General features: G+C 58.4%; 25 protein-coding genes. 13 read left to right on the top strand and 12 right to left on the bottom strand.

Annotated features, from left to right (window positions below):
- Nucleotides 1–562 precede the first annotated feature (562 nt).
- Nucleotides 563–880: a winged helix-turn-helix transcriptional regulator gene (locus tag PbB2_RS08885; protein WP_108984974.1), complete on the top strand. Its 318-nt coding sequence runs from the start codon at nt 563–565 to the stop codon at nt 878–880.
- A gap of 12 nt (nt 881–892) precedes the next feature.
- On the opposite strand, the gene PbB2_RS08880 is transcribed toward PbB2_RS08885, so the two are convergent.
- The 4 genes from PbB2_RS08880 to lgt all read right to left on the bottom strand — a co-directional run bounded on the left by PbB2_RS08880 (nt 893) and on the right by lgt (nt 4,720).
- On the bottom strand, nt 893–1,825 hold the full coding sequence (locus PbB2_RS08880; protein ID WP_108984973.1) for a ribose-phosphate pyrophosphokinase: 933 nt from the start codon (nt 1,823–1,825) through the stop codon (nt 893–895).
- Between the two features lie 103 nt (nt 1,826–1,928).
- Nucleotides 1,929–2,756 carry a peptidoglycan editing factor PgeF gene (gene pgeF, locus PbB2_RS08875; RefSeq protein WP_192576257.1) on the bottom strand — a complete coding sequence of 276 codons (828 nt, stop codon included), beginning with the start codon at nt 2,754–2,756 and terminating at the stop codon, nt 1,929–1,931.
- Between the two features lie 6 nt (nt 2,757–2,762).
- Nucleotides 2,763–3,860 (bottom strand): class I SAM-dependent methyltransferase, encoded by a 1,098-nt coding sequence (locus PbB2_RS08870; protein WP_108984972.1) that lies wholly within the window; start codon nt 3,858–3,860, stop codon nt 2,763–2,765.
- 5 nt (nt 3,861–3,865) lie between these two features.
- The gene (gene lgt / locus PbB2_RS08865) at nt 3,866–4,720 is read right to left on the bottom strand and encodes a prolipoprotein diacylglyceryl transferase (RefSeq protein WP_420887458.1); all 855 of its coding nucleotides are present in this window, start codon (nt 4,718–4,720) and stop codon (nt 3,866–3,868) included.
- Between the two features lie 234 nt (nt 4,721–4,954).
- On the opposite strand from lgt, the gene PbB2_RS08860 reads away from it, so the two are divergent.
- The 4 genes from PbB2_RS08860 (at nt 4,955) to PbB2_RS08845 (ending at nt 7,373) form a co-directional block, all read left to right on the top strand.
- Entirely contained in the window at nt 4,955–5,257 is a 303-nt protein-coding gene (locus tag PbB2_RS08860; protein ID WP_108984970.1) for an accessory factor UbiK family protein, read from the top strand.
- Between the two features lie 105 nt (nt 5,258–5,362).
- Nucleotides 5,363–5,872, top strand: a complete 510-nt coding sequence (locus PbB2_RS08855; RefSeq protein WP_108984969.1) for a type III secretion system chaperone family protein — start codon at nt 5,363–5,365, stop codon at nt 5,870–5,872.
- 5 nt (nt 5,873–5,877) lie between these two features.
- Nucleotides 5,878–6,684, top strand: a complete 807-nt coding sequence (gene proC / locus PbB2_RS08850) for a pyrroline-5-carboxylate reductase (protein ID WP_108984968.1) — start codon at nt 5,878–5,880, stop codon at nt 6,682–6,684.
- Between the two features lie 32 nt (nt 6,685–6,716).
- On the top strand, nt 6,717–7,373 hold the full coding sequence (locus tag PbB2_RS08845; RefSeq protein WP_108984967.1) for a hypothetical protein: 657 nt from the start codon (nt 6,717–6,719) through the stop codon (nt 7,371–7,373).
- On the opposite strand, the gene PbB2_RS08840 is transcribed toward PbB2_RS08845, so the two are convergent.
- From PbB2_RS08840 to PbB2_RS08830, 3 genes are read right to left on the bottom strand one after another with little or no spacing between them, the layout of a single operon-like run.
- Nucleotides 7,329–8,639: an ATP-binding protein gene (locus PbB2_RS08840; RefSeq protein WP_108984966.1), complete on the bottom strand. Its 1,311-nt coding sequence runs from the start codon at nt 8,637–8,639 to the stop codon at nt 7,329–7,331. The two genes, PbB2_RS08845 and PbB2_RS08840, sit on opposite strands and share 45 nt — an antisense overlap.
- A 45-nt stretch (nt 8,640–8,684) precedes the next feature.
- The gene (locus tag PbB2_RS08835) at nt 8,685–9,380 is read right to left on the bottom strand and encodes a response regulator (RefSeq protein WP_108984965.1); all 696 of its coding nucleotides are present in this window, start codon (nt 9,378–9,380) and stop codon (nt 8,685–8,687) included.
- Nucleotides 9,380–9,910 (bottom strand): MarR family winged helix-turn-helix transcriptional regulator, encoded by a 531-nt coding sequence (locus PbB2_RS08830; RefSeq protein ID WP_192576256.1) that lies wholly within the window; start codon nt 9,908–9,910, stop codon nt 9,380–9,382. The genes PbB2_RS08835 and PbB2_RS08830 overlap by 1 nt, the downstream gene beginning before the upstream one ends.
- Nucleotides 9,911–10,006: 96 nt before the next feature.
- Between PbB2_RS08830 and PbB2_RS08825 the strand changes: the two genes are divergently transcribed.
- Nucleotides 10,007–10,882: a branched-chain amino acid aminotransferase gene (locus tag PbB2_RS08825; RefSeq protein WP_108984963.1), complete on the top strand. Its 876-nt coding sequence runs from the start codon at nt 10,007–10,009 to the stop codon at nt 10,880–10,882.
- A gap of 60 nt (nt 10,883–10,942) precedes the next feature.
- The gene (locus PbB2_RS08820) at nt 10,943–12,178 is read left to right on the top strand and encodes a serine hydrolase domain-containing protein (protein WP_108984962.1); all 1,236 of its coding nucleotides are present in this window, start codon (nt 10,943–10,945) and stop codon (nt 12,176–12,178) included.
- Here the strand turns inward: PbB2_RS08820 and PbB2_RS08815 are convergent.
- Both PbB2_RS08815 and PbB2_RS08810 read right to left on the bottom strand, forming a co-directional pair.
- Entirely contained in the window at nt 12,159–12,614 is a 456-nt protein-coding gene (locus tag PbB2_RS08815) for an NUDIX domain-containing protein (RefSeq protein ID WP_108984961.1), read from the bottom strand. The two genes, PbB2_RS08820 and PbB2_RS08815, sit on opposite strands and share 20 nt — an antisense overlap.
- A gap of 258 nt (nt 12,615–12,872) precedes the next feature.
- Complete coding sequence (locus PbB2_RS08810; RefSeq protein ID WP_108984960.1) at nt 12,873–14,780, bottom strand: PAS domain-containing hybrid sensor histidine kinase/response regulator; 1,908 nt, start codon at nt 14,778–14,780, stop codon at nt 12,873–12,875.
- 230 nt (nt 14,781–15,010) lie between these two features.
- Between PbB2_RS08810 and PbB2_RS08805 the strand changes: the two genes are divergently transcribed.
- The 3 genes from PbB2_RS08805 to PbB2_RS08795 are packed head-to-tail and all read left to right on the top strand — an operon-like array spanning nt 15,011 to nt 17,134.
- The gene (locus PbB2_RS08805; protein WP_108984959.1) at nt 15,011–15,799 is read left to right on the top strand and encodes an SDR family oxidoreductase; all 789 of its coding nucleotides are present in this window, start codon (nt 15,011–15,013) and stop codon (nt 15,797–15,799) included.
- A complete protein-coding gene (gene folB / locus PbB2_RS08800) occupies nt 15,796–16,263 on the top strand; it encodes a dihydroneopterin aldolase (RefSeq protein WP_108984958.1) in 468 nt (155 codons plus the stop codon). Before PbB2_RS08805 ends, folB begins: the two co-directional genes overlap by 4 nt.
- A 7-nt stretch (nt 16,264–16,270) precedes the next feature.
- Nucleotides 16,271–17,134: an NAD(P)H-hydrate dehydratase gene (locus PbB2_RS08795; RefSeq protein WP_192576255.1), complete on the top strand. Its 864-nt coding sequence runs from the start codon at nt 16,271–16,273 to the stop codon at nt 17,132–17,134.
- A gap of 153 nt (nt 17,135–17,287) precedes the next feature.
- On the opposite strand, the gene ppk2 is transcribed toward PbB2_RS08795, so the two are convergent.
- Nucleotides 17,288–18,082: a polyphosphate kinase 2 gene (gene ppk2 / locus PbB2_RS08790; RefSeq protein WP_108984956.1), complete on the bottom strand. Its 795-nt coding sequence runs from the start codon at nt 18,080–18,082 to the stop codon at nt 17,288–17,290.
- 77 nt (nt 18,083–18,159) lie between these two features.
- On the opposite strand from ppk2, the gene PbB2_RS08785 reads away from it, so the two are divergent.
- The 3 genes from PbB2_RS08785 (at nt 18,160) to PbB2_RS08775 (ending at nt 21,094) form a co-directional block, all read left to right on the top strand.
- Nucleotides 18,160–18,885, top strand: coding sequence for a 16S rRNA (uracil(1498)-N(3))-methyltransferase (locus tag PbB2_RS08785; protein WP_108984955.1), 726 nt, complete (start codon nt 18,160–18,162; stop codon nt 18,883–18,885).
- Between the two features lie 109 nt (nt 18,886–18,994).
- Nucleotides 18,995–19,636 carry an alternative oxidase gene (locus PbB2_RS08780; RefSeq protein WP_108984954.1) on the top strand — a complete coding sequence of 214 codons (642 nt, stop codon included), beginning with the start codon at nt 18,995–18,997 and terminating at the stop codon, nt 19,634–19,636.
- A gap of 93 nt (nt 19,637–19,729) precedes the next feature.
- Nucleotides 19,730–21,094, top strand: coding sequence for a glutamate--cysteine ligase (locus tag PbB2_RS08775; RefSeq protein ID WP_108984953.1), 1,365 nt, complete (start codon nt 19,730–19,732; stop codon nt 21,092–21,094).
- Here PbB2_RS08775 and PbB2_RS08770 read toward each other — a convergent pair.
- Together PbB2_RS08770 and hemF are read right to left on the bottom strand one after the other, a co-directional pair.
- Entirely contained in the window at nt 21,091–22,377 is a 1,287-nt protein-coding gene (locus PbB2_RS08770) for a hypothetical protein (RefSeq protein WP_108984952.1), read from the bottom strand. The genes PbB2_RS08775 and PbB2_RS08770 overlap by 4 nt on opposite strands.
- Before the next feature lie 79 nt (nt 22,378–22,456).
- Nucleotides 22,457–23,326: an oxygen-dependent coproporphyrinogen oxidase gene (hemF, locus tag PbB2_RS08765; protein WP_108984951.1), complete on the bottom strand. Its 870-nt coding sequence runs from the start codon at nt 23,324–23,326 to the stop codon at nt 22,457–22,459.
- Nucleotides 23,327–23,361 lie beyond the last annotated feature (35 nt).

Below are 23,361 nucleotides of genomic sequence, written 5' to 3'. Positions count from 1 at the left end.
TAGACCCACACCCCTTGGGGACAAGAGAAAGGCGGCTCCTTGTGGGCCGCCTTTGACTTTTGAGTAAATTTGCGATTTTTGCAACCTGAAAATGGTTTTCGCAATGCGCCTTGCATCGGCGGCTTTCGAGTTCTTTTCCCCCTTGGATGCGGTAGGCTGACCCGCCGGGTCAGCCAAACCGCTATCTCAATTGTTTGTGCGACAGATCGGTGGTCATGTGCGCAGCTTTGCTGTGTCGCGATGCGATCGGACTTCGAAGAATGGGAACTTGTGACAACTCAGATGTTGCGGCAAGGATCGATGATCCATTTTGATGGGACACAGATTTCACCAAAGCGCGGCCATCCCGGACGGTAAAGCCGATCTGGGACCGCATGCCTCAAATGCGCGGAGGTGTCACCGCTCCTCGCTTCGCTCCGTTCCAGTGGGGATGACGGGCTTGGAAGGCGGCACTGGCGTGTTATCCAAATTCTCAACCAGTTAAGTGTAAGGATTAAGCCTGCATGCACGCTGACCCCGCGTGCATGCCCATTTGGGTTACAGCAGGGGTCAAGGCCAACATATGTTTTTCACGCCCGCCAAAGCACCTCAAGCCATGTCCCCTGAGCTTGCCCAATTTGGGGCCGAGATTTTGGCGGCGATGGAAGATGATCGCATCCGCCATGAAGACCTTGTGCGTCAGTTTAGCCATGTTCGCCCTGATGAACTCAGCCGTCTCATGCGGGAGCTGGAAGATTTGGGCATGGTATCGCGCCGACATGGTGAAACCGATCCGGCATACATAGTTTATGATCTGCTCAAACCGGGCCGGAGCGTGCGCAAACTTGTGACGACGGTGACGGGCTGGTTTGGTGTTCGGCTTTCGGGTCGCCCGCGCTAGGGCTTTGCGCCCCTAATCAAACAGTTTCGACACGCTTTCTTCATTGGCGATGCGCCGGATGGCCTCTCCGATCAGGGGCGCGACGGTGACGCAGCGCACCTTGCTGGATGTGGTGAAACGATCGGCATGGTCGATGGAGTTGGATACAACCAATTCCTTCAAGGCCGACTTGTCGACCCGGTCGAACGCCCCGCCCGACAACACGCCATGGGCAACATAGGCCGACACAGAGGCCGCACCTTTCTCCATCATGGCGGCTGCGGCATTACACAAAGTGCCTGCAGAATCGACGATGTCGTCAAACAGGATGCAGGCCCGCCCCGAAACATCGCCGATAATATTCATCACTTCGCTCTCGCCCGCCCGTTCGCGGCGCTTGTCGACAATGGCCAAATCAGCCCCCAAACGATTGGCCAGCGCGCGGGCGCGCACCACACCGCCGACATCGGGGGAGACGATCATCAGATCATCGGTCTTGTAGTTTTGCCGAATGTCGCGCTCCATCGTGTTGGTGATGAAGAGATTATCGGTGGGAATGTCGAAAAAGCCTTGGATTTGGCCGGCGTGCAATTCCATGGTCAGCACCCGGTCTGCCCCGGCCGTGGTGATCAGATTGGCCACTAGCTTGGCCGAAATCGGGGTGCGGCCACCGGTCTTGCGGTCCTGACGGGCATAGCCGAAATAGGGCAGCACGGCGGTGATCCGGCGGGCGGAAGCCCGACGCAGCGCATCCATACAGATCAGCAATTCCATCAAATGGTCATTGGCCGGCGCGCTGGTCGACTGGATGATAAAAACGTCTTCACCGCGCACATTTTCATCAATTGTGGCGAAAATCTCATTGTCGGCAAAGCGGCGCACTTGGGCGCGGGTCAATGGCACGTCGAGATAATCCGCAATGGCGGACGCCAGCGGAAGATTGGCATTACCGGCCAGCAATTTCATGGTGATCTGTCCCCCTCCAGACGCCAAGCGAGGCGCAAGACTCGCACTGTTGCCTAAGGCGGTCGATTAGAGAGACATAGGCCCGTAGGCAAGCCTTCCCATGCTATCGCGCGATACGAATGGCAGACAGATTGCGGCCATAATCGGCTTCCCCTGCCAGATTACGCCGACGGTTGGAGAAAAAGACCGACGTCTCTGCACATGTATCATGAGGCAGAATATCTACGGCACCAAGACCGGCAGCGCGCAAGCGAGCGGCACAATAGCGCTTCAAATCAAACAGCGACCGATCATCTTCACCGGGGATAAAGAAACGCTCATTGGCCGGATCAGCTGCGACAAAGCGGGCAACAAATTCAGGGCCGACTTCGTAGCTGGCTTGGGCGATGCAGGGCCCAATCGCGGCCACGATCCGACCAGGCGCGCCGCCCAGCTTGATCATGCGGGCCAAAGTAGCCTCCAAAATGCCTCCCAAAGCACCTTTCCAGCCCGCGTGGGCAGCCGCCACAATCCGCGCCGCAGGGTCTGCAAACAGCACAGGGGCGCAATCAGCGGTCAAGACGGAGGGCGCAATCGAGGGGCAGCGTGTCACCAATGCATCAACTTGGGGCCGCTCACCTTGGAAGGGGCCATCAACCAGCAGCGCATCGGCACCATGAACTTGATAGGCAGACAATAGGCGGTCAGGAGACACGCCAAGATGTGTGGCAATCCGCCGCCGGTTTTCAGCCACATTGGCAGGATCATCCTGCGAGCCCGGACCCGAGTTCAGGCTTTCATAAATCCCAGACGATACCCCACCGACGCGGCCATAAAATCCATGCTCAAAGCCTGCCAATTGTGACAGCATGGCAGAGCGAACCGGGGCGAGATCATAGATGACCTCTTCCGCATCTGGGGTTGAGGTGGCTTTGGTGGCAAGGTCTTGCATGGAAGTCTAAAGTCCAATTGGTGGCCCATCGGCAGCATTGAGGGAGGACTCAAGGGCGACCACATGGAACAGCCCGCCCATATGCGCTTCTCCAATCAGTCTTTCCACACTCAGAGTCATGTCAGATTCGCAGTGGGGGTTTGCGCGAATGAGGGCATCGCGCCGGGCGATGATCCCCAGTCCGATGAGGAAATCGCGCTGTGTCACAGGTCCAAGGACACCCACGCCTGCGTGCCGCGCCAAGGCCGTCAGGGCGGCAAAATCGACATGGGCGGTCAAGTCCGCTCTGCCAATATGGTCGAGTGGATGGACTTTTTGGTGTGCCAACACCGCTTGCAGGCTGTCACCGGGACGGCCACTCACATCACCATAATCAATCAGTAAGGCCCGACCGGGATGGGCCTTGAGCCGGTCTGCCAGCGCCTCGACCACAGCTTGTAGTCCAGGGGCCATTTCGCGCACCGCACCAATCGGGTCGTCCGGTCGGGCAACATCAGGCGGGTTGGTCAGCACGGGGGAGAGCCCAAAGCTCAACCGCTTGTTGCCATCCAGTCCCACCAGCTTGTCATGCCATCCTTGCTCGGTGCGTACATATTGGCGAATGGGCAAACAGTCGAGAAATTCATTGCCGATCACGATGCCAGGTCCGTGGGGCACATCCTCCAGCCGATCATGCCACTGGGCGAGCTGGGTCCCCACAGCCTGTTTTTGCAGCTGTCGTAAGACGGGATTGGTCTCCACCAAATGCAGGTGCACGGCCGCCAACAGGCCGGGTACTTTGGCAAATACACGCAGCATATCCGCCAAGAGTGTGCCGCGGCCCGGACCTAATTCAATCAGTTTGAACGGGGCGGGACTGCCGAGGTCCAGCCAGCTTTGGGCGACCCACAGGCCAATCAATTCGCCGAACATCTGGCTGATCTCGGGGCTGGTGGTAAAATCCCCCTGCGCACCCAGAGGCTGGACCCGGGTGTAATAGCCCATATCAGGGTCATAAAGCGCTTGGGCCATGAAGGCGTCCACACTGATGGGGCCACAGGCCTCAATCATCTGGGCGATGCGCTGTTCAAGCGGGCTTGGCGCAGGCCGTTTGGCGGGGGCCATCGTCCTTAGCCTTTGGGCGCGGCGGCCTGATCATCAGCCGGCTTGGCCCGCCGGCTGCCCCATGCGAACAACACAATCCCGAAGAGGATCATGGGCAGGGAATAAAACTCGCCGCGCGTCAGGCCCAGAAGCAGGCCTGCATCAGGTTCACGGAATTGCTCTCCCACCAAGCGCATCACGCCATAGCCGGCAACAAACAGGCCTGCTGCCTGACCCGGCCGCTTCAAAATGCCAAAGCGGTGAATGGCAATCTGAATGATGACAAACAATAACAGGCCTTCCAACAGGGCTTGATAGAGCTGGCTGGGATGGCGGGGCAGACCGTCTGGGTCGGTGGAGAACACAAACGCCCAAGGCACATCCGTCGCGCGGCCATATAATTCTTGATTGATGAAATTGGCCAAGCGTCCAAAAAGCTGCCCCAGTGGGGCCACCACCGCCACCGCATCTGCCAGCGACAAGAGCGGCTTCTTGCGCCCCAAGGCGGTGCCAATCACGGCCAAGCATACGCCTAAGAACCCGCCATGGAAGCTCATGCCGCCTTCCCAAATTCTGAGGACCGACATGGGGTCTGCCAGCATTTCTGGGCGATAGAAGAGCACATAACCGAGGCGTCCGCCCAGTAATACGCCCAAAGTGGCATAGAAGAGGAAGTCATCAATATCTTCCTCATTCAGCGGTGACACCCCGCCCCAAAGGGCTGGCTTGCGCGTCATTTGCACCATGATGCGCCAGCCCAAGATAAGGCCAGTGACATAGGCCAAAGCATACCAACGCAACCCGAAAGAGCCGATGGATAGGCCAAAAAGCTCAAAAGCCGGGGTCTGGAACACAAAAGGCGATAAGGGCGGGAAGGGGATGGCCAGATCGATCATGGTGATGGTCTAGCAAGAAAATGCGGGGCTGTGCATAGGCTGTTGCCCGGTGGTTGCAGTCGGGAAGCCTTTAATGTCGAAAATGCCCTCCTATTTGGTAAGGCAAACTTCACTCTGGCAGCAAAGCCGATCTTAAGCACCTTATGCGAGAACACTCAGCCACGCGCATGATGCAAGATGGTCATAGCGCAATCTGTTCAGACCCGCTAAAAGGTCCCTATGCAAACACGTAATCCTTTCCTCGACGAATTCTCAAAACTGGCAACCAGCGCGGCAGGCGTCGCCCAAGGCGTGGGTGAAGAGGCGCGCGCCTTCTGGCGCGCCCAGATGGAGCGTATTATCGCCGATATGGATCTGGTTCGCCGGGATGAGTTTGATGCTGTCAAGGACTTAGCCGCTGCTGCCCGTGCCGAAGCCGATGCCCTCAAAGCGAGGCTGGATGCGTTAGAGGCTGGTGGCGCAAAATCAGGCAAAGTGGCGAGCAAGGCTGCGACGTCAAAAAAATCGACCAAGAGCAGCTAAAATCAGTGGCGCACCGCTTGCAGGTCGCGCCTTTCCCGCCAACCATGCCCCAGAGCGGTGCGCGATTCGCGCATTGCCTGTCAGCGAATTACCGTGGAGGTGCCCATGGACCGCCAATTCAGGCTTCACAATGACGATCTGTTTGAAGATGCCGACGCCCTCGACACGGTCGAAGCAGTGCTGTCTGCAGATTCACGTGCCTATGAACGGCTCGACGAGGAAGTGCATTTTGCTGCTGCCATGACCTATTGCGATCTGCATGGGGTGTTCGTGGCGCGCGAGGATGCACCCTCCTTGGCGCTCAGCTTGATTTTTGACCTCAAAGCCCCCCGTCTGCGCCGAGGTGACATTACGGCATTGCTGGCATTGCTGAATGAAGCACTTTGGCTTGGCCATTTTGAGTTATCGTCTGATGACAATGCCCTGTCATGGCGTGTGGTTGTGCCCTTGATCGGGCGCAGTGGGCCAGAACCCGCCGAAGTGGCGGCCATCTTGGCAGCAGGGGTTGAGGCATGCGAGCGCTTCTATCCTGCATTTAACTTCTTGCTGTGGGCGGGCAAAACACCCGAAGAGGCCGCGCAGGCAGCTTTGTTTGAGACTGCCGGAGAGGCGTGAGTTCTATGAAAAACCGAATTGCGCTTGTCGGCGGTGGCCGGATGGGCGGAGCCATGTTGCGTGGATGGGCCCCTTTGGCCGATCAAATCGACTTGGTGGTATGTGACCCGTTTCCATCCCCAGAAGTGAATGAGATCGTGTCGGCGAAGGGCTGGCTGCTCAATCCTGATCCGGCGGCTGGAGCCAAGTTTGATTGCGTGGTCTTGGGGATCAAGCCGCAAGTGTTTGCCACTGTCGCGGACCAGACCGTCAAGCACTTAATCGGCGAGAACACGGTGGTGCTTTCCATCATGGCGGGGATCGGAACCGCTAAAATTGTCGAGCACACCCATGCCCCCCATGTGGTGCGCGCGATGCCCAACACGCCCGGCCAGATCGGTAAAGGCGTCACGGCCTATTGGTGCAGCCCGACAGTTCCCACCCCGACTGAAGAGCTCGCCAAATCGCTGTTGCGGCCTTTGGGGCTGGTGGAAAAACTCCAAAGTGAGAAGCAGATTGATGTGGTGACTGCTGTTTCTGGTTCTGGCCCTGCTTATGTCTTTCTGCTCGCCGAAGCCATGGCTGCGGCCGGGGAGGCTGAAGGGCTGGAACGGGCTTTGGCTGAACGTCTGGCGTGGCAGACTGTGATTGGGGCTGCTGCCTTGATGGAAGAAACCGGCCAAACCCCGCAAGAATTGCGCCGGGCTGTGACAAGTCCGGAGGGCACGACTGCCGCAGCCACCGATGTTTTGACTGCGGGTGGGGGTATCGTCAGTCTGGTGCGCCGGGCGGTTGAGACCGCGATTCATCGAGCCCGGCAGCTTGGTAAGTAGAAAATCAACTGGCCTCATCCTATATCGAGGGCATGCACACCCGCCCATCAGACCTTGAGCTGCTTTCCCAATTGGCACGCGCTGCCTTGGACCTCAGCGCGCAGCGGGCGTGGGAACAGATTAGTTTGTTCGATCTGTGTAACGCTTCAGAGTTAAGCTTGGATGCCTGTGCGGCTGCCGGCATTGGCAAGCAGGCGATTGCCGATCGGCTCGATCACGACCTGGATCTGGTTATGCTCAAGGCTGCCAAGGGTGTGGAGGCCGGGGCCAGCCACCATGACCGCCTGTTTGAGATTGTCATGGCCCGCTTTGATGGGCTGGAAGACGCAAGGCCCAGTTGGATGTCAATTCTGCACGGGGATGGGCAGGAACCGGCCACCCGCCTTGCCCGTTCAGCACGTCGACTGCGCACCGCCGCATGGGCGCTTGAAGCCTGTGGCGTGTCGACCGATCAATTGATGTCCACCGCCCGGATATTGGGATTGGCACGTCGCCTCTCGCAAGTGGAAAATGTCTGGATGCGTGATGGCGGGGATTTGTCCAAGACCATGGCGGCTTTGGATCAGACCCTGCGCGACCATGCCGACTGGGTTCAACGCGGCACGCGATTGGGTGAACGGCTGTCAGCGCTGTTTAAACGGCCTTCACACCGGCAGCCGCACGCTGACACGAAGGCCTCCGAGGTCTGAACGCTCTAGAATGAGACTGCCCCCGTGGGAGCGGGCGGCATCGGATGCTAGCGCCAATCCGAGGCCAACGCCCTTGCGATTTTGGTTGCGCGCGGGGTCCAGACGCGAGAACGGCTTGAGTGCCTCTTCATACTGGTCAGGATCAATGCCCGGTCCGTCATCATCGACATGAATGAATATCGCTGCCTCATTCTGGCTTGAGGATAATGTGACGGTCTGGGCAAAGGACAGCGCATTTTCAACCAGATTGGACAGGCACCGCTTGAGCGCAATTGGCCGACCGGTGGTGGGCAAGCTTTCGGCCAAGCCGGATCCATCAATGGTGCGACCGGCGCGGGCCGCATCTTGAATGATCGTGCGGGCCAGATCCGCCAAATCCAAGGCTACAGGCTCCTCAGACCACTGGCCTTGCGCAAAAGCCAGATATTCTTCCAGCATGCGCTCCATTTCCAAAATGTCTTGGCGGGCTTCCATGCTATCGGGGGAGGGCGGCATCATCGCCAATTGCAGCTTGAGCCGCGTGAGGGGCGTGCGCAAATCGTGGCTGACACCGGCCAAAAGATTGGTGCGTTGCTCAATATGGCGCTGAATCCGGTCGCGCATTTGCAAGAAGGCCAAGGTTGCACGCCGCACTTCCGCAGAGCCCGCCGGCTTAAGGTCCACATGTTCACCCCGTCCAAATCGGTCGGCGGCATCGGCCAAACGCTCCATCGGGCGAACTTGATTGCGGATGAAAAGCACTGACACCGTGGCCAATAAGATGGTCGCCCCCGTCAGCCACAGGATGAAAATACCCCCCGTCGAGGCAAATACCCGGTCACGATAGGCCAGAAACCGCAAGACGCCGCCGGATACTTCGACCCGTATGTCCACATAATCGGGGTAGCGGGTGGTATCGAACCAATATTTCTGCCGAAGTGAGCCGGACAAGGCCCGGCGCAACGTCCGGTCAAACGCCGGGATGACGGCCAGACGTTCGCGCTCCGGCAATTTTGCGCCAGGCTTGAAAGCCACAGACAGCCGCAGATCGGCCCGGGCATAGCGTGTGATGGCTTCGAGGTTCTCTTGGGTCGGATTGGCGGTGTAAAGCTGGGTCACCATGGCCACGTCACCGGCAGCGCCTTCGCTCAAGCGGCGGCTGACCTGTTCCCAATGCAAATCAAAAAACACATAGGTCACCACCATCTGCATGATGGCCACCGGCAGCACAATGATCAGAAGCGAGCGGGCAAACAGACCGCGCGGGATCAATGCCTTCAGATCCATCTGCGCCCCCGCACATTCTGGGGCGACCACATGCGGGGCTTAGCCTTAGGCATCATGCATCAACCGATATCCCAGCCCGCGCACGGTCTGGAGATAATGAGGTTGGGCTGGATCATCTTCGAGCTTGCGCCGCAGCCGGGTCACTTGCACGTCAATAGAGCGATCCACACTGACACCGGCTTTACGGGCTAGTTCTTCGCGTGTGATGGTTGCACCCGGGCGGGCCGCAAATGCGCGCAATAAGTCACGCTCGGCATCAGTCAGTCGGATCAGGACGCCATCGCGTCGCAACTCATCTCGGCTGGTGCTCCAGCTAGCCGCGCCCAGATGAAGCACATCGGCAGCAGGGGCCGGCCGCGCACGCTTGAGAATGGCGGCCACGCGCAGCGCCAATTCTTCGGGTTCGAACGGCTTGGCCAGATAATCATCAGCCCCCGCAGCAAGTCCTTCAATCCGGTGGCTGGGGTCACCCAATGCTGTCAGCAAAATGATGGGGGTGTCGCGTTCGCCGCGCAAGGAGCGGGTCAGGGCCACACCATCTTCGCCGGGCATCATCACATCCAGCACAATCAGGTCAAAGGTGAGTGCGTCCATCAGTTTGCGCGCACTGGCTGCATCCGCGGCCATGGTCACCGAATAACCTAATCCGCTGAGATAGCGTTTCAAAAGGCTGCGGATCCGGTCATCATCATCGACGACAAGCAGATGGGCGGGATTGTCAGGTGTTGGAACGGGCGTCATCAGCGGGGCCTGCCTGTGGGTGGATGGGGCTCGGCCCGCTCTTGGGTTTCTGTCAATGTGGTCAAAACCTGATCGCAACCAGCTACAGCCTCACTGCCCGCAATGCGATAGGCATTGGCCAGACAGGTTCGCAGAATGCTTGCCAATTCGGTGCTGAGGAGCGTGCCGTGTGCGGTGAGGCTGACCAGTCGGCGCCGGGCATCGCGCGTGTCTTGTGTGCGCACCAACAAAGCGCGGCTTTCCAGCGCGTCTAAGGTTTTCAACATGGCCTGTTTGCTCAATCCCAAGGCATTGGCCAACACCATAACCGGTTGGGCAGCGCCCAAAAGCTCGCACAGGCAACGCGCCTCCGACCAGGACAAATCATGCTGGCGACGCACATCTTCGGTCACCGCCTTCAGCCGATCCCCGGCGCGCAACACTCTTGCCACACCTTGATCAAGGGCATCCTCGCGCAGATAGAGGCGCGGCCCAGCGGTGGCGGGGCTGCTTGATCTGGCAAAAGCATTGGGTAAGGTGTTGACAGTCATGGCTGGTCCAAGAGATTGCTTCCCATCGCATTCAGGTTCAAGTCCAACGACTGTGATGCCCATCACTTTCTATACACCCTACTAGGCACAACACATATGACTTTCATACCCTATGATGATCGCGACGGCTGGATCTGGATGGACGGCGAGTTCAAGCCTTGGCGCGACGCGAAGGTCCATGTCCTGACCCATGGTTTGCATTATGGCTCGTCAATCTTCGAGGGTGAGCGGGCCTATGATGGTCATATCTTTGAGAGTCTGCGCCACACACAGCGTCTGTTCCGCTCGGCTGAAATCCTCGGCATGAAACCAGCTTTCACCATAGACGATATCGAATCGGCCAAGGCCGAGGCGATGGCCCGCAATGGCTTTGAGAATTGCTATATCCGTCCGGTCATGTGGCGGGGCAGCGAAATGATGGGTGTCTCAGCCCAGCAGACCTCGATCCGGGCTGCGGTGGCCGTCTGGGAATGGGGCAATTATTTTGCCGACAAGATGAGCGGCATTCGCATGACCCACGCCAAATGGCGCCGGCCCGATCCGCGGACTGCACCCAGCGAAGCCAAGGCTGCGGGCCTTTATATGATCTGCACCGATTCCAAACATGCCGCAGAGGCTGAGGGTTATGCCGATGCACTGATGTTGGATTGGCGCGGCCATGTTGCTGAAGCCACCGGGGCCAACATCTTTTTCGTGCAAGACGGGGCGATTCATACCCCCGTGCCCGATTGCTTCCTCAATGGCATCACCCGCCAGACGGTCATACGTCTGGCCCGCGACAAGGGGTATGAGGTGGTGGAGCGGACGATAATGCCCGACGAACTTAGCCAGTTTGCCGAATGTTTCATCACGGGTACGGCGGCTGAAGTGACCCCCGTCAAGGAAATTGCGGGCATACATTACCAACCCGGTCGTGTGTGCGAAGATATGGTGACGACCTATGATGCGCTGGTGCGCGGCAAGCCGGTCTGACCCATCAATACCAGCCAAGACATGAGGCGGGCAAACCGTCCAAAATGAGAGGGAGCGAACATGAAAAAGGGGATTCTCGGCCCGGCCTTAGGCCTTGTGGTGCTTGCGCTCGTCGGTGGTGGTGTGGTGGCCTATTCGGGGCTGGACAAGGAAACCAAGGGCATCTTGGCCCAAATGCCAACCAATAAGGACTTGTTGTTCTGGTCGATCCCTCAGCGAGATGCAGCTTTTCGGGGCATGGACCGTTTGACCTTTTTGGCCAAAAGCCGTGTGGTCGAGGCAGGCCCCAATGTCTTGCCCTTACCAGCTGGCAAGCCCTTAGAAGTGCCTGGCATTGACGCCTTTATGCAGTCTCAGCGTTCTGCCGGCATTGTCATCCTACAAGACGGCAAAGTGCGGTTAGAGAAATATGGCCTGGGCTTTGACGCCCAGGGTCGCTGGACCAGCTTTTCAGTCGCCAAATCCTTTACATCCACGCTTGTGGGGGCAGCTATTCAGGATGGCTATATCAAAAGCCTGTCTGACAAGGTTTCCACCTATGTTCCGGGGCTGAAAGGCTCTGCCTATGATGATGTGACGGTAGAGCAATTGCTCACCATGTCGTCGGGTGTGGCGTGGAATGAGGATTATGAAGATCCCAACGCCGATGTGGCCAAGTTCAACAATGCCAAGCCTGAAGGCGGCCTTGATGCCACTACGAGCTATATGCGCAAACTGCCGCGTGCCCATCCTCCCGGCACCGTCTGGCATTATAATACAGGCGAAACCAATCTGGTCGGGATTTTGGTTGCATCGGCCACTGGCAAGCATCTGGCCGATTATTTGTCAGAGAAGATCTGGAAGCCATTCGGCATGGAGCAGCAGGCAACTTGGTTGCTCAATGCGACGGGTCAGGAAATTGCGGGCTGCTGTCTGCAAATGGCCACCCGAGATTATGCGCGTATGGGCCTGTTCGTGCTCAATGGTGGTAAGGCGGGCGACACCCAAGTCGTGCCAGCCGATTGGTTTGCCAAGGCGACCACCAAAAAAATGGATATTGGTTCACCCGGCAGGGGCTATGGCTTCCAATGGTGGACCTATGATGATGGCAGTGTGGCCGCGCAAGGTATCTTCGGCCAAGGCATTTTCATTGATCCTAAACGCCGTCTGGTGATTGCGTCCAACGCCAATTGGACCCGCGCCAATGAAGGCCCTGAACCAGCCGAGCGGCAAATTTTCTATCAGAAAGTCCAAGCCGCCCTTGATGCAGAGGCTGCTGCCTCTGCCGGTGCGGCCCCTACCACGTCAGGGAAATAGGACTGCCATCGGCCTCCGCCAGGCGCTGGCGGGTGGCGCGTGTGGTGCCTTCGGGCAAATCATCGATTGGAAAAAAGCCGTGTTCTGCGATTTCATGGGCCCGGTCGGTCGGCGATTCGCCCCATGCGTGGGCTCGGTAGAGCAGCACATGGTCGCCCTTGAAGGCCGCAAAATTGGTGTGGATCGACACCAGGCTCATATTTTCAGGCGCGACGATTAAGCCGGCTTCTTCTCCTACTTCTTTGATGGCCGCTTCCAGCGTGTGTTCGCCGCGTTCGACCCCGCCACCGGGCAGATGCCAGCCCTCGATATAGGTGTGCCGCACCAAACAGACGCGGCGGGCCTGATCAATGGCCAGGATGCGAACCCCCAACGTGGCCCCTCGGGTGAGCCGAAACCAATTGTGAAAAACCAGATTGCGCAGGACCTTGATCATGGTCCACGCCTATAGGCTGACTTGATGGAGCGGGCTAGCAGGCCGCTTGCTTGATCGGCCTGCATTTGGGTGGCAGCGTCTCATCTGGTTACCGCGCTTGTGACTTTTCCTTCGAGGCGGTCTGGTCTAAGGGGGCTGCACATCTTTCACAGGAGTTACCCCATGTACGCCCTTCTTGCTTTGGGTCTGGCCGTTGGCGCTATGGCTTTGTTGAACATCATCGAGTTCAAGCGCATCGACTAATCAAGCTGGTGAGGGTCAGTCATTGGCCCTGACGTCAGCCTCTTCGTCGGGCAGATTTGCGGCGATAGGGGCCAAGGCTTCATAAAGTTCCGGGATAGAGATCGGCTTGTTGAGAAAGCCGGTCATACCTGCGTCCATGGCCGCGAGCCGGGTTTCGGGTCGCGCATCAGCCGTCAAGGCAATGATCGGCATAGGCCGAAAATCCTGCTCGACCAACTCTGATTCAAGGGCGCGTATCCGCCGCGTGGTGTCATAGCCATTCAGATTGGGCATGTGCAGATCCATGAGGATCAGGTCAAACCGCGCCTTTGTAATGGCTTCAAGACACATCACGCCATCTGGAACAATGACGCAGGCATGGCCTAATTGTTCAAGGATCACGGCAATGATCCGCTGATTGACCAAATTATCTTCCACCACGAGGATATGCAGCGGGCGTGTTTGCTCGACCAATTCAATCTGACCATCAAGATCGCCCGCCACGCGTTCCAGCGGCAAATAGAATTGCAAGCTACCCGATTGGGCCCCACGCGTGGCAATCGTCACATCGCCGCCCATGGCGCGGGCCAGTTTGCGGGCCAAGGGCAAGTCGATGCCATTGGATTGGCGAATGGGATTATCTGGCGTTTGAATGCTGGAGAAGGGTTCAAACAGAATACGGGCATCGATGCTGGCATAAGGTGCGCCGACATCCTCCAAGATGATCAAGACGCCGTGGCCATTTTCCCCCGCGCTGAGTTTCAGCCGCATAACTCCCGGCCCGCTGCGGGTGATGGCATGTCGCAGCATCGCCAGCAACGTCCGGCTAAATTGCTTTTCATCACCTAAGAAATTGGCCCGGGCCATTGGGTCGATCACCAATTCTATGTCCATTTGACCCGTGCGCAGACGCGGCCGCATCGCCTCACAAACCCGCTGACAGCTGTCTGCCAAGGCAAATGGTCCAGTGTGGATCTCAATCGAGCCTGATTCGATACCAGACAAATCGAGGGCCGAATCGACCAAGGCAAGCAAATGTTCACCCGCCAGTTCAGACGCCTCAACCAGATCAGCCAATTCCGGTCGGATGGCTTGCTGACGCATCAGACGCGGCAAGGCCATGAGCGCGTGAATCGGGGTCCGGAATTCGTGGGACAGGCCTGAGACAAAGCGACTTTTGGCTTCAAGGCCGGCCAAAGCGGTTTTGCGCGCCTCATGCAGTTCTCGTTCGCGCTGTTTGTGTTCGGTAATGTCAATCATCACCCCGGCCAGCCGCGTGACCAAACCATCCCGATCATGCAAACTATTGCCGCTTGCGCTGATCCAACGCACATCGCCGCCCCCGCGTAAGATGCGGAATTGAGCATGATAGGTCGCACGTTCGCTGAACGCCCGACCGCAAGCGGCCCGCACCATTTGGCGGTCATCTGGATAGATCAAGTCCTCAAACAGATTGAGATAGCCGCGCTTGTCATCGGCCTGGATGCCGAGAATCTCGCGACACGTGGGTGAGAAATAATGCTTGTCCGCGTGACGGTCGTGATCCCAGATGCCGACGCCCGATTGGCGTAACGCCAGCCCATAACGCTCGATCAACAACCGCTCATCTCGCAATCGATCGGCTTTCAGATCGGGACCAATGAATGTGATTTGCACCGCTGGTTGGCCACGAAAGTCGAGGGCACGCTCAATAATGTCGGCCATGAACAAATCGCCTTGGGCGGTCGTGAAATAGGCTAGGCGGCGACCCTCAGAATCAGCTGCCGGTTCCCAGTTGCCCAAAAGCGCGGATACGTCGGACCACGCAGTCATGTCGCGCGGCGTGGCAAACCCAAAGGTTTGGGCTGCCATCTTGTTAGCAAACAGAATTTCCTGACGCGCTCGCACAATGACGCATTGGGGAAGATGGGAAATCATCTCATCCAAGGTGCGCAAGTAATCCATGAAGAATCCGCCGGTTGAAGTTGAACATTTAAGGTAATTATTTCTCGTTGGTAATCCTTAAATCTTTATGTTCCTTCTTTGAAGCTAAACTTGCAGCCTCGCGTTGACTGTTATCCTTACCAGCGGTCAAGGAACCTTTTTGACCTGCTCAGGCTGGCTAAGCCGAAAATGCCGGGCTGGTCACAGGCGAGAGCCTTTCCCGGCGGGGTTGTTTGGCCTAAGTCTGGGGGATGCAAAATCATGTGAATAAACTTGACCTTCGAAGCGGGGCGGTGCTGGTGACCGGGGCCGGGCAGCGTTTGGGACTGGCATTGGCGGAACGTCTGGCCCGCGACGGCTATGCCGTTGTGTTGCATGCCAATCGCTCGCGCGATGAGGCTCAGGCAAATGCTGATCAATTGGTGGCAGCAGGGGGAAGGGCGTGGGCAGTTGCAGCCAATCTCTTGGTTGAGGCTGATGTTGCAGGATTGATCGCGGCGGCGGCAGAGGTGTCCGGCCTGCCCATCACGGGCCTCATCAACAATGCCTCCATCTTCGAAGGCGATGAGGCGCACGACTTCACCCGCACAAGCTGGGACCGTCATTTTGACGTTCATGTCCGTGCGCCGTGTGAATTGGCGCGTAATATGGCCGCCGCCTTGCCAGTTGGCCTGCACGGTTCGGTGGTGAATGTGATTGACCAGCGGATCAATAAACTGACCCCGCAATTCTTCACCTACACCCTGTCCAAGGCTGCTTTGGCAACTGCCACCCATACGCTGGCCCAGAGTTTGGCACCCAATGTGCGGGTCAATGGGGTGGCCCCGGGGCCAACTGCGCGCAATATCCGCCAATCGGAAGAAGATTTCCAAAAGCAAGTTGATGCCACGCTGTTGGGCACCGGCAGCCCGGTGGCTGAGGTGGTTGATGCTGTGGTTTATCTGTTGCAAGCCCGTGCCATCACAGGCCAAATCGTGGCGGTTGATGGCGGGCAAAGCCTGATCTGGCGCACCCCGGACGTGGATGGGATCACCGAATGAAGTCTTCAGGTCCAAGCGAATTGGGTGTCGTTATGCGGCCCGGTCACATGATCCGGCGCCCGACGCGCCCATCTGCCACGCGCACTGACAAGCCCTCGAGCACCAAGGCCGTCAGCACGCGCATTTTCGTCAAGAGCTTGATGGTTGAGGCTGAATGCGGCGTCTACGCCCATGAAAAGGGGCGCAGGCGGCCTTTGGTGGTCGATCTGGAGGTTGAGATTGATCCTGCCGTCCGTGTCGGCAGCGATGCTTTGGCCGAGACGGTCGATTATGATGCCTTGGTCGCCCATGTGCGGGCGGTGGCGTCAGGCGAACATCTGCATCTGATTGAGACCTTTGCCGAAAAAGTCTGTGAAGCCGTGTTGGGCGATGCGCGCATCGTCAAAGTCAAGCTGCGGGTCGAAAAACCCGGCGCGGTACCAGGGGCTGCCTGTTCGGGCGTTGAGCTTGAACGGACCCGGTGAGGCACCCATGACAGAAGGGGCCAACAGCATCTCCAAAGCAGCGGCTCTGGCGATACCATGGCCCGGCCCAGACAGTCACAAACACAATCGCGGCCGGCTTGCGGTGATTTGCGGCGGCCCGTTGCAAACCGGGGCAGCACGCCTTGCTGCGGCGGCGGGGCACCGGGTGGGGGCCGGGTGGGTCAGCTTGATTGCCGCGCCTGAGGCTGCCGTCATACTGGCCTGCCATGAGACCGAGCGTTTGATCCTGGAGCGTCGTGCAGGGGCACAATTATCTGACCTTTGTGAGGGATTTGACGCCTGCGTGCTGGGCCCCGCCTTTGGCCTTTCTGAGGCACATGCCGGGGATGTTCTTGATCTGGTGACCGGCTTTGCCAAGCCGCTGGTGCTGGATGCTGATGCCCTGACATTATTGGGTCGAACTGGACCTGAGGGTGATTTGTGGCAGGCCGTCCGTGCCCGCACGGCGCCCACCATCATAACCCCGCATGCGGGTGAGTTTGAGCGCCTTGCCGGTGATTATGCGCCTGACAAAAAGGCGGAGGTGAGCTTGGCGCTCGCCCAAGCCTTAAACGTCATCGTGGTGCATAAGGGGGCCGTGACCTGGGTGGCCACACCAGAGGGTGACCTCGCATTCTCCGATCTGGCGACGCCTTTTTGTGCCAGCGCGGGAACAGGTGATGTGCTGGCGGGCCTGATCGGCGGCCTGTTGGCCCAAGGCATGGCAGGCTTTGACGCAGCCTGCGCGGCCGTCTGGTTGCAGGCGAGCGCGGCCAATCGTATCGGACCCGGCCTGATCGCCGGGGATATTGTCTCTGCCTTGCCAGCGATCCTGAATGACCTTGTGCCGGAGGAGCTGAAGCGGAATTAAAGGGGCACTGACGGCTCGCGGACGCCATCACGCCCGCGTCACAAAGTGCGCGGGGTAAGGGCAGGCTCCTGCCCGGCAAACAGGGCTTTGCCGACCGGTCAGAGCAGGCTCGCGCGCCCTTTTCGGGTGGACCCATCAGGGCGTGCGGTGGCCTCACACGGCCAAGCGGCCATCCTTGATTGCTTTGGGGGTGAATTTGAACAACAGGTCAGGGGATGGCGCGGCAATTGGCTTGGTCAGGTTCGGACAGGCCAGCTCTCGCAGGATATGAGCCATGATTGCCAGTCGGGCATGCTTTTTGGAATCAGCCCGGACGCATACCCACGGCGTACGTGCCGAATGTGTGTGGGTCAGCATCTGATTGCGGGCCGCGGAATAATCGTCCCATTTTTCTTGAGCAACAGCATCAAGCGGGCTGATCTTCAATTGTGACAGGGGGTCGGACCGACGTTCTTCCAGCCGCTTGGCCTGTTCCTCCCGGCTGATGTCGAGCCAGAGCTTGATGATGCGGGTGCCTGATTCATGCAGCATGGTTTCAAAAGGCACCACATCGCGCAGAAAATCGGCATGTTCCTCGGGTGTGCAAAAGCCCATAACCGGTTCCACTCCCCCCCGATTATACCAAGAGCGGTTGAAGATCACGACTTCACCGGCCGCCGGCAAATGGGCCGTATAGCGTTGAAAATGCCATTGGCTCTTTTCCCGGTCGGAGGGTTTGGGCAAAGCCACCACGCGGGTCGCGCGCGCGCTCATATGTTCAACCAAGCGCTTGATCGAACCATCCTTGCCTGCCGCATCGCGACCTTCAAACACGATCAGCACCTTGATCCCTTGGTCCATCAACCATTGTTGGGTCTTCACCATGGCAATTTGTAAGGGTTCAAGGCGTTCCAGAAACGCCTCTTCCGATAATTTTGTCGCCGAGCTGGTCTTGGTGTTGCGGGCCATGCTGCACCTCTTGGGTTGGAAATTGACTGTGCACCTTGGGGCTTGAAGTCCGCAAGAGGGCTCGCCAGAAAGGGGTCATGAAACCGAGCCAACGCCTTTATGTGCAAGCCGAGCTGACTGCAGAAGGCGAAATTGCGCTCGACGCCGGGCAGACCCACTATCTTGCCCATGTACTGCGCTTAGGCGTGGGGGCGGAAATCCTGCTTTTCAATGGCCGCGATGGGGAATGGCAAGCTCGGCTGACCCAGATCGGCAAAAAGACAGCCATTGCACAATGTGACCGGTTGCTCCGTCCCCAGCCTGCGATGGTCAAGCTCGAATTATGGTTTGCCCCAATCAAGGGTGACCGCACCGATATGATCGTCGAAAAGGCAACTGAACTCGGCGTGGCGCGGATCTGCCCGGTGGTGAGTGATCGCACCATCGTGCGCAAACTCAATCTGGAGCGCTTGCGCGCGCGGGCGGCAGAGGCCGCTGAACAATGCGGCACCCTCAATGTGCCAGAGATCCACGAGCCAATCTCCTTATTTGATCGGCTTGATCGGCTTGCTGCGGGCCAGGTGGTGCTGTTTGCCGATGAGGCGGGCGAGGCTGTTCCAGTTGCACAGGCATTGACTGATCGGCCCAGTGGTCTGGCCTTACTCACCGGGCCGGAAGGTGGGTTTACCCCATCAGAGCGCACCCGCCTGCGCGCCCATCCGCACGTCCGAGCCGTGCATCTGGGCCCCCGCATTCTGCGCGCCGATACTGCCACATTTGCGGGTCTCGCATTAATCCAAAGTCTGTGGGGCGATTGGTCCTAACACGGGCGAGGGGGCAGCGACATTGCGTCGCATTCTTATTTGCGATCGCCGCCCCACGTCTTGTCTAGACCGCGCCACATCCGGCGGCGACCGCGCACAGGAGATGACAATGACCACCGCGTCCGGCAATCCCCACGAAGCAACCAATCCGCTGGCGTTTCACCAGACCCCGCAGGATTTGTCCGACCGAGTTGCCTTGGGATTGACCCGTTTCTTGCGTTTTTTGGCCGATCGCTTCTTCGCCAAACGCTATGGCCACCGCGCTGTGGTGCTGGAGACAGTGGCCGCGGTGCCTGGCATGGTGGCCGGCATGCTGGTGCATATGCGCAGCTTGCGGCGGATGGAGGATGACCATGGCTGGATCCAGACCCTATTGGAAGAATCCCAGAATGAACGCATGCATCTGATGACTTTTGTGGCCATCGCCAAACCCAATTGGCTGGAACGTCTGCTGATCCTGTTGGCGCAAGGGGTTTTCTTCAACGCCTTTTTCTGGCTCTACCTCTTTTTCCCGCGCACCGCCCACCGCATGGTTGGCTATTTCGAGGAAGAGGCCGTCTTCAGTTACACTGCGTATCTTGCGGAAATTGATGCTGGTCGCATTGAAAATGTGCCGGCCCCGGCTTTGGCCATCGACTATTGGGGCCTCCAACCCGATGCCCGCCTCCGTGAGGTGGTGCTGGCCGTTCGAGCCGATGAAGCCAAGCATCGCGACGTAAACCACCATTTTGCACATCAGTTGACAGCTTAAACGGGTGAAAATCCGGAGGTGCTTCTTGCGCCTGTCATGAACGCATCCTAACTCACAGGCGCGTGACACACGCGTCATGAGAGACCCGATTGCATGGCCGAAGCAGAAGACCAATCCCGCCCGCTAGAGACTTTTGAGGATCTGCTCGCCTATTTCGAGCCCGGTCCCAAACCGAAATCTGAGTGGAAGATCGGGACCGAGCATGAAAAGTTTGGTTTTTATCATGGCACGCATGCGCCAGTCCCCTATGAGGGTGAGGTTGGGGTGCGCGCGCTTTTGGAGGGCATGAAGGCGCTTTCGGGCTGGGATGGTATCTATGAAGGTGAGGCGATCATCGGCCTGAAGCAGGGCATGGCCTCAATCACATTGGAGCCAGGTGGCCAGTTTGAGCTGTCCGGTGCACCGCTGGAGCATCTGCACCAGACGTGTACCGAAGTCGGCGGGCATTTGGCCGATGTGCGCACCGTCGCAGACCGTTTGAACATCGGCTTTTTGGGTTTGGGTTTCAATCCGCTGCACAGCCTTGAGGATGTGCCATTGATGCCCAAGGGCCGCTATAAGATCATGCGGGATTATATGCCCAAAGTCGGCCGTTTAGGGCGGCAGATGATGTTCCGATCCTGCACGGTGCAGACCAATCTGGATTTTGCTTCTGAAGCCGACATGGTCAAGAAGTTTCGGGCCTCCTTGGCCTTGCAACCCATCGCGACAGCCTTGTTTGCCAATTCGCCCTTTGCGGAAGGACGTCCCAATGGCTTCTTGAGCTATCGCGCTCATGTGTGGAGCGATACTGACCCTGACCGGACGGGTATGCTGCCATTCGTGTTTGAGCCCGGGATGGGCTTTGCCCGCTATGCGCAATGGGCGCTTGACGTTCCGATGTATTTTGCCAAGCGCGACGGGGTGTATCTCAATCTGGCGGGTCGATCCTTCCGTGACTTCATGGCCGGTCGTCTGCCTGAATTGCCGGGCCAAAAGCCAACCAAAAAAGATTGGGAAGATCACCTAACCACCTGCTTCCCCGAAGTGCGGCTTAAGACCTACTTGGAAATGCGGGGAGCCGATGCCGGGCCTTGGTCGCGCTTGTGCGCGCTGCCGGCTCTGTTTGTCGGTCTGCTCTATGATGATGCTGCGACCGAAGCCGCCCTTGAATTGGTCAAGGATTGGACAGCGGAAGATCGTGAAAGTCTGCGCCGCGCGGTGCCTTTCCTCGGCCTCAAGGCCCCCGTGCGTGGGCGTAGCGCGCAAGATGTGGCCAAGGACGTTTTGACAATTGCGCGGGAGGGTCTGCGGGCACGGGCCAAGCTGAATGCCTCTGGCGATGATGAAACAGGCTTCTTGAGTGAGCTCGACGAGATTGCTGCCAGCGGCATCACCCCGGCCCAACGATTGTTGGAGCAGTATCACGGGGCCTGGCAGGGCGACATTCACAAGGTCTATCAGACCGCGGCCTATTAAAGCCGATAGCCCAGCCTTAGCGTTATCTTGTCGACATCCACCAAGCTGTTGATCGTGGTGCCGCGCGTGTAGCGGGCCTCGAGCGACAGGTTGCTGCCTTCTGAGGCGCGCAAGCCCGCCCCGATGGAAAATAACCCACCTGACGCATCCCCGGTGATCAAATCATAGCGCCCATTAAAACTGCTCGAAATCACGACCACGCCAAAGCTGAACTTTTGCTCCCCGCTAAGGCCGAGATTGAGGCCACCGCGAAAATATGTATCGAGTTCTGCCAGCTTTTGGCTTTCACCAGGGTCTTCCACCGAGGCAAAGTCGAGAACGACAGACAGATTGCAGCGCATGCGCCAGCCTTGAAAACTCCGGCGCGTGCAGGGGCGCAGACGGGGAAAGTCGATCAGCGCATCTGCAACCCATACCGCAGCTTGGCCGGTATCATCGGTTTGGAAGGCGGCAGACCCAAAGCCGACCGCCCGACCAACTTGATCGGGATTGCGGAAGATAAAGCTTGTTCCCAAAGTGAGGTCATTGACCTCTTCGCGCCCGGACCGGGCCGCACGCCGATTATATTGTATAAAGGGCGTCCAGCGTAATTCGGTTGAAGAACTGGGCTTGCCAAGCAAGAGCGGGTCCAGCGCGAGGGCCAGACTGGCATTGAGTAAACGCGTATCAGCGGCCTTGTCTTCCTCAAAACCGAGGGTGGCAAAGGCGCGTTCGCGTGCTGGCTTGATGAAATCATCCTTGCTATCGGCCAAGATCCAGCCTCGGCGCGGTGGCCGGTCGTGGCGGCTGTGATGGGCAGGTTTGGCGGGAAGGACAACGGTTTCAGCCAAGACCGGCGGGGCAGCAGGCAGCGTTGGTGCCGGACAGGTTAGACCAATGCCCTCTGTTACCCCATTGAGAAAAGCCGTCGCTTGGGCGCGCCGATTTGTCGGAGGGGTGCTGGCCTCTTGACCCCCACTGACCCCCGGCTGGGCCAAGAGGGCTTCGGCATCTGCCATCAGTCGCGTCAAGGCGGGGTCGCTGCTTTGATCGGCTAAAGCGCCCAGAGAGCGACCTTCGAGTGCGGCAAGAACAGCCTCATTGAGCGGCAGGCCTGCTTGGACGATCAGGCGCTGGCGCAGGGCGGCACCCGTCAATCGTTCACCCGGTTTTGAACAGGCAAGGGCCGCCTGCGCTGGGGCAGGCGGGCTGGCTTGTCCATCAGGAATTGCTCCCGTGGCGAGGGCACCTGCAGGGATAAGGACCAGGAGGAGGGGCAGAAAAGTCAATCGAGGCAAGGTCATGGGCGGGGTTTAGCCTGAAATGGCCAGCCCCGCCAACCGAGTTGGCCTTGTCAGGACATCGCAAATGTCCGGCCTTTGCTCAGGGCCATTTAACGATGGGTGGCATGGACGACAGGATGCTTTCCACATTGCCGCCGGTCTTGAGGCCAAATGTGGTCCCCCGATCATAGAGCAGATTATACTCCACATAGCGGCCGCGCTGGATCAATTGGGCTTCACGTTCTGCCTCGGTCCAGGTTTCGTTCATGCGACCGCGAACGATTCGGGGATATACATCCAAAAACGCACGACCGACATCCTGGGTGAAGGCAAAATCCTTGTCCCAATTGCCTGAATTATGATGGTCATAGAAAATCCCGCCGATGCCGCGGGGTTCTTCGCGATGCGGCAAATAGAAATAGGTGTCACACCAGTCCTTGAACTTGGCATAATAGCTGGGGTCGTGGGCGTCACAGGCCTGTTTCATCGACGCGTGGAAGGTAATCGTATCGGGAAAATCCTCTGTGCGCTGGTAGTCCATCAAGGGGGTTAAGTCGGCCCCGCCCCCAAACCACGTCTCGGTTGTGGCCAACATGCGGGTGTTCATATGCACAGCTGGCACGCGCGGATTGGTCATATGGGCGATCAGGCTGATGCCGGACGCCCAGAAGCGGGGATCCTCCGCAGCACCGGGAATCGTCTTGGCATAGTCAGGTGGGAAGCTCCCCATCACGGTGGAGACATGGACACCGACCTTTTCAAACAGGCGGCCGCGCATGATCCCCATTACACCCCCACCACCATTGGCCTCTTTGCGGGTCCAAGGTGTGCGCACAAACCGACCCGGACTGCCCGGATAGAGTGCTGGGTCTGCGTCGTCTTCGAGCTTCTCAAAGGCAGCCATGATTTGGTCGCGCAGGGATTCAAACCAGGCCCTGGCTACTGTTTTGCGGTCTTCTAGGTCACTCATGCTGCCCTCGTCTTGATCTGTCAGCCTTTTTCCGG

This window comes from Candidatus Phycosocius bacilliformis (assembly GCF_003112735.1).
In the GTDB taxonomy this organism is placed as follows: domain Bacteria; phylum Pseudomonadota; class Alphaproteobacteria; order Caulobacterales; family Aquidulcibacteraceae; genus Aquidulcibacter; species Aquidulcibacter bacilliformis.
Note: the sequence above shows the minus strand (reverse complement) of the source record. Positions and strands in the feature narration are given on the sequence as shown.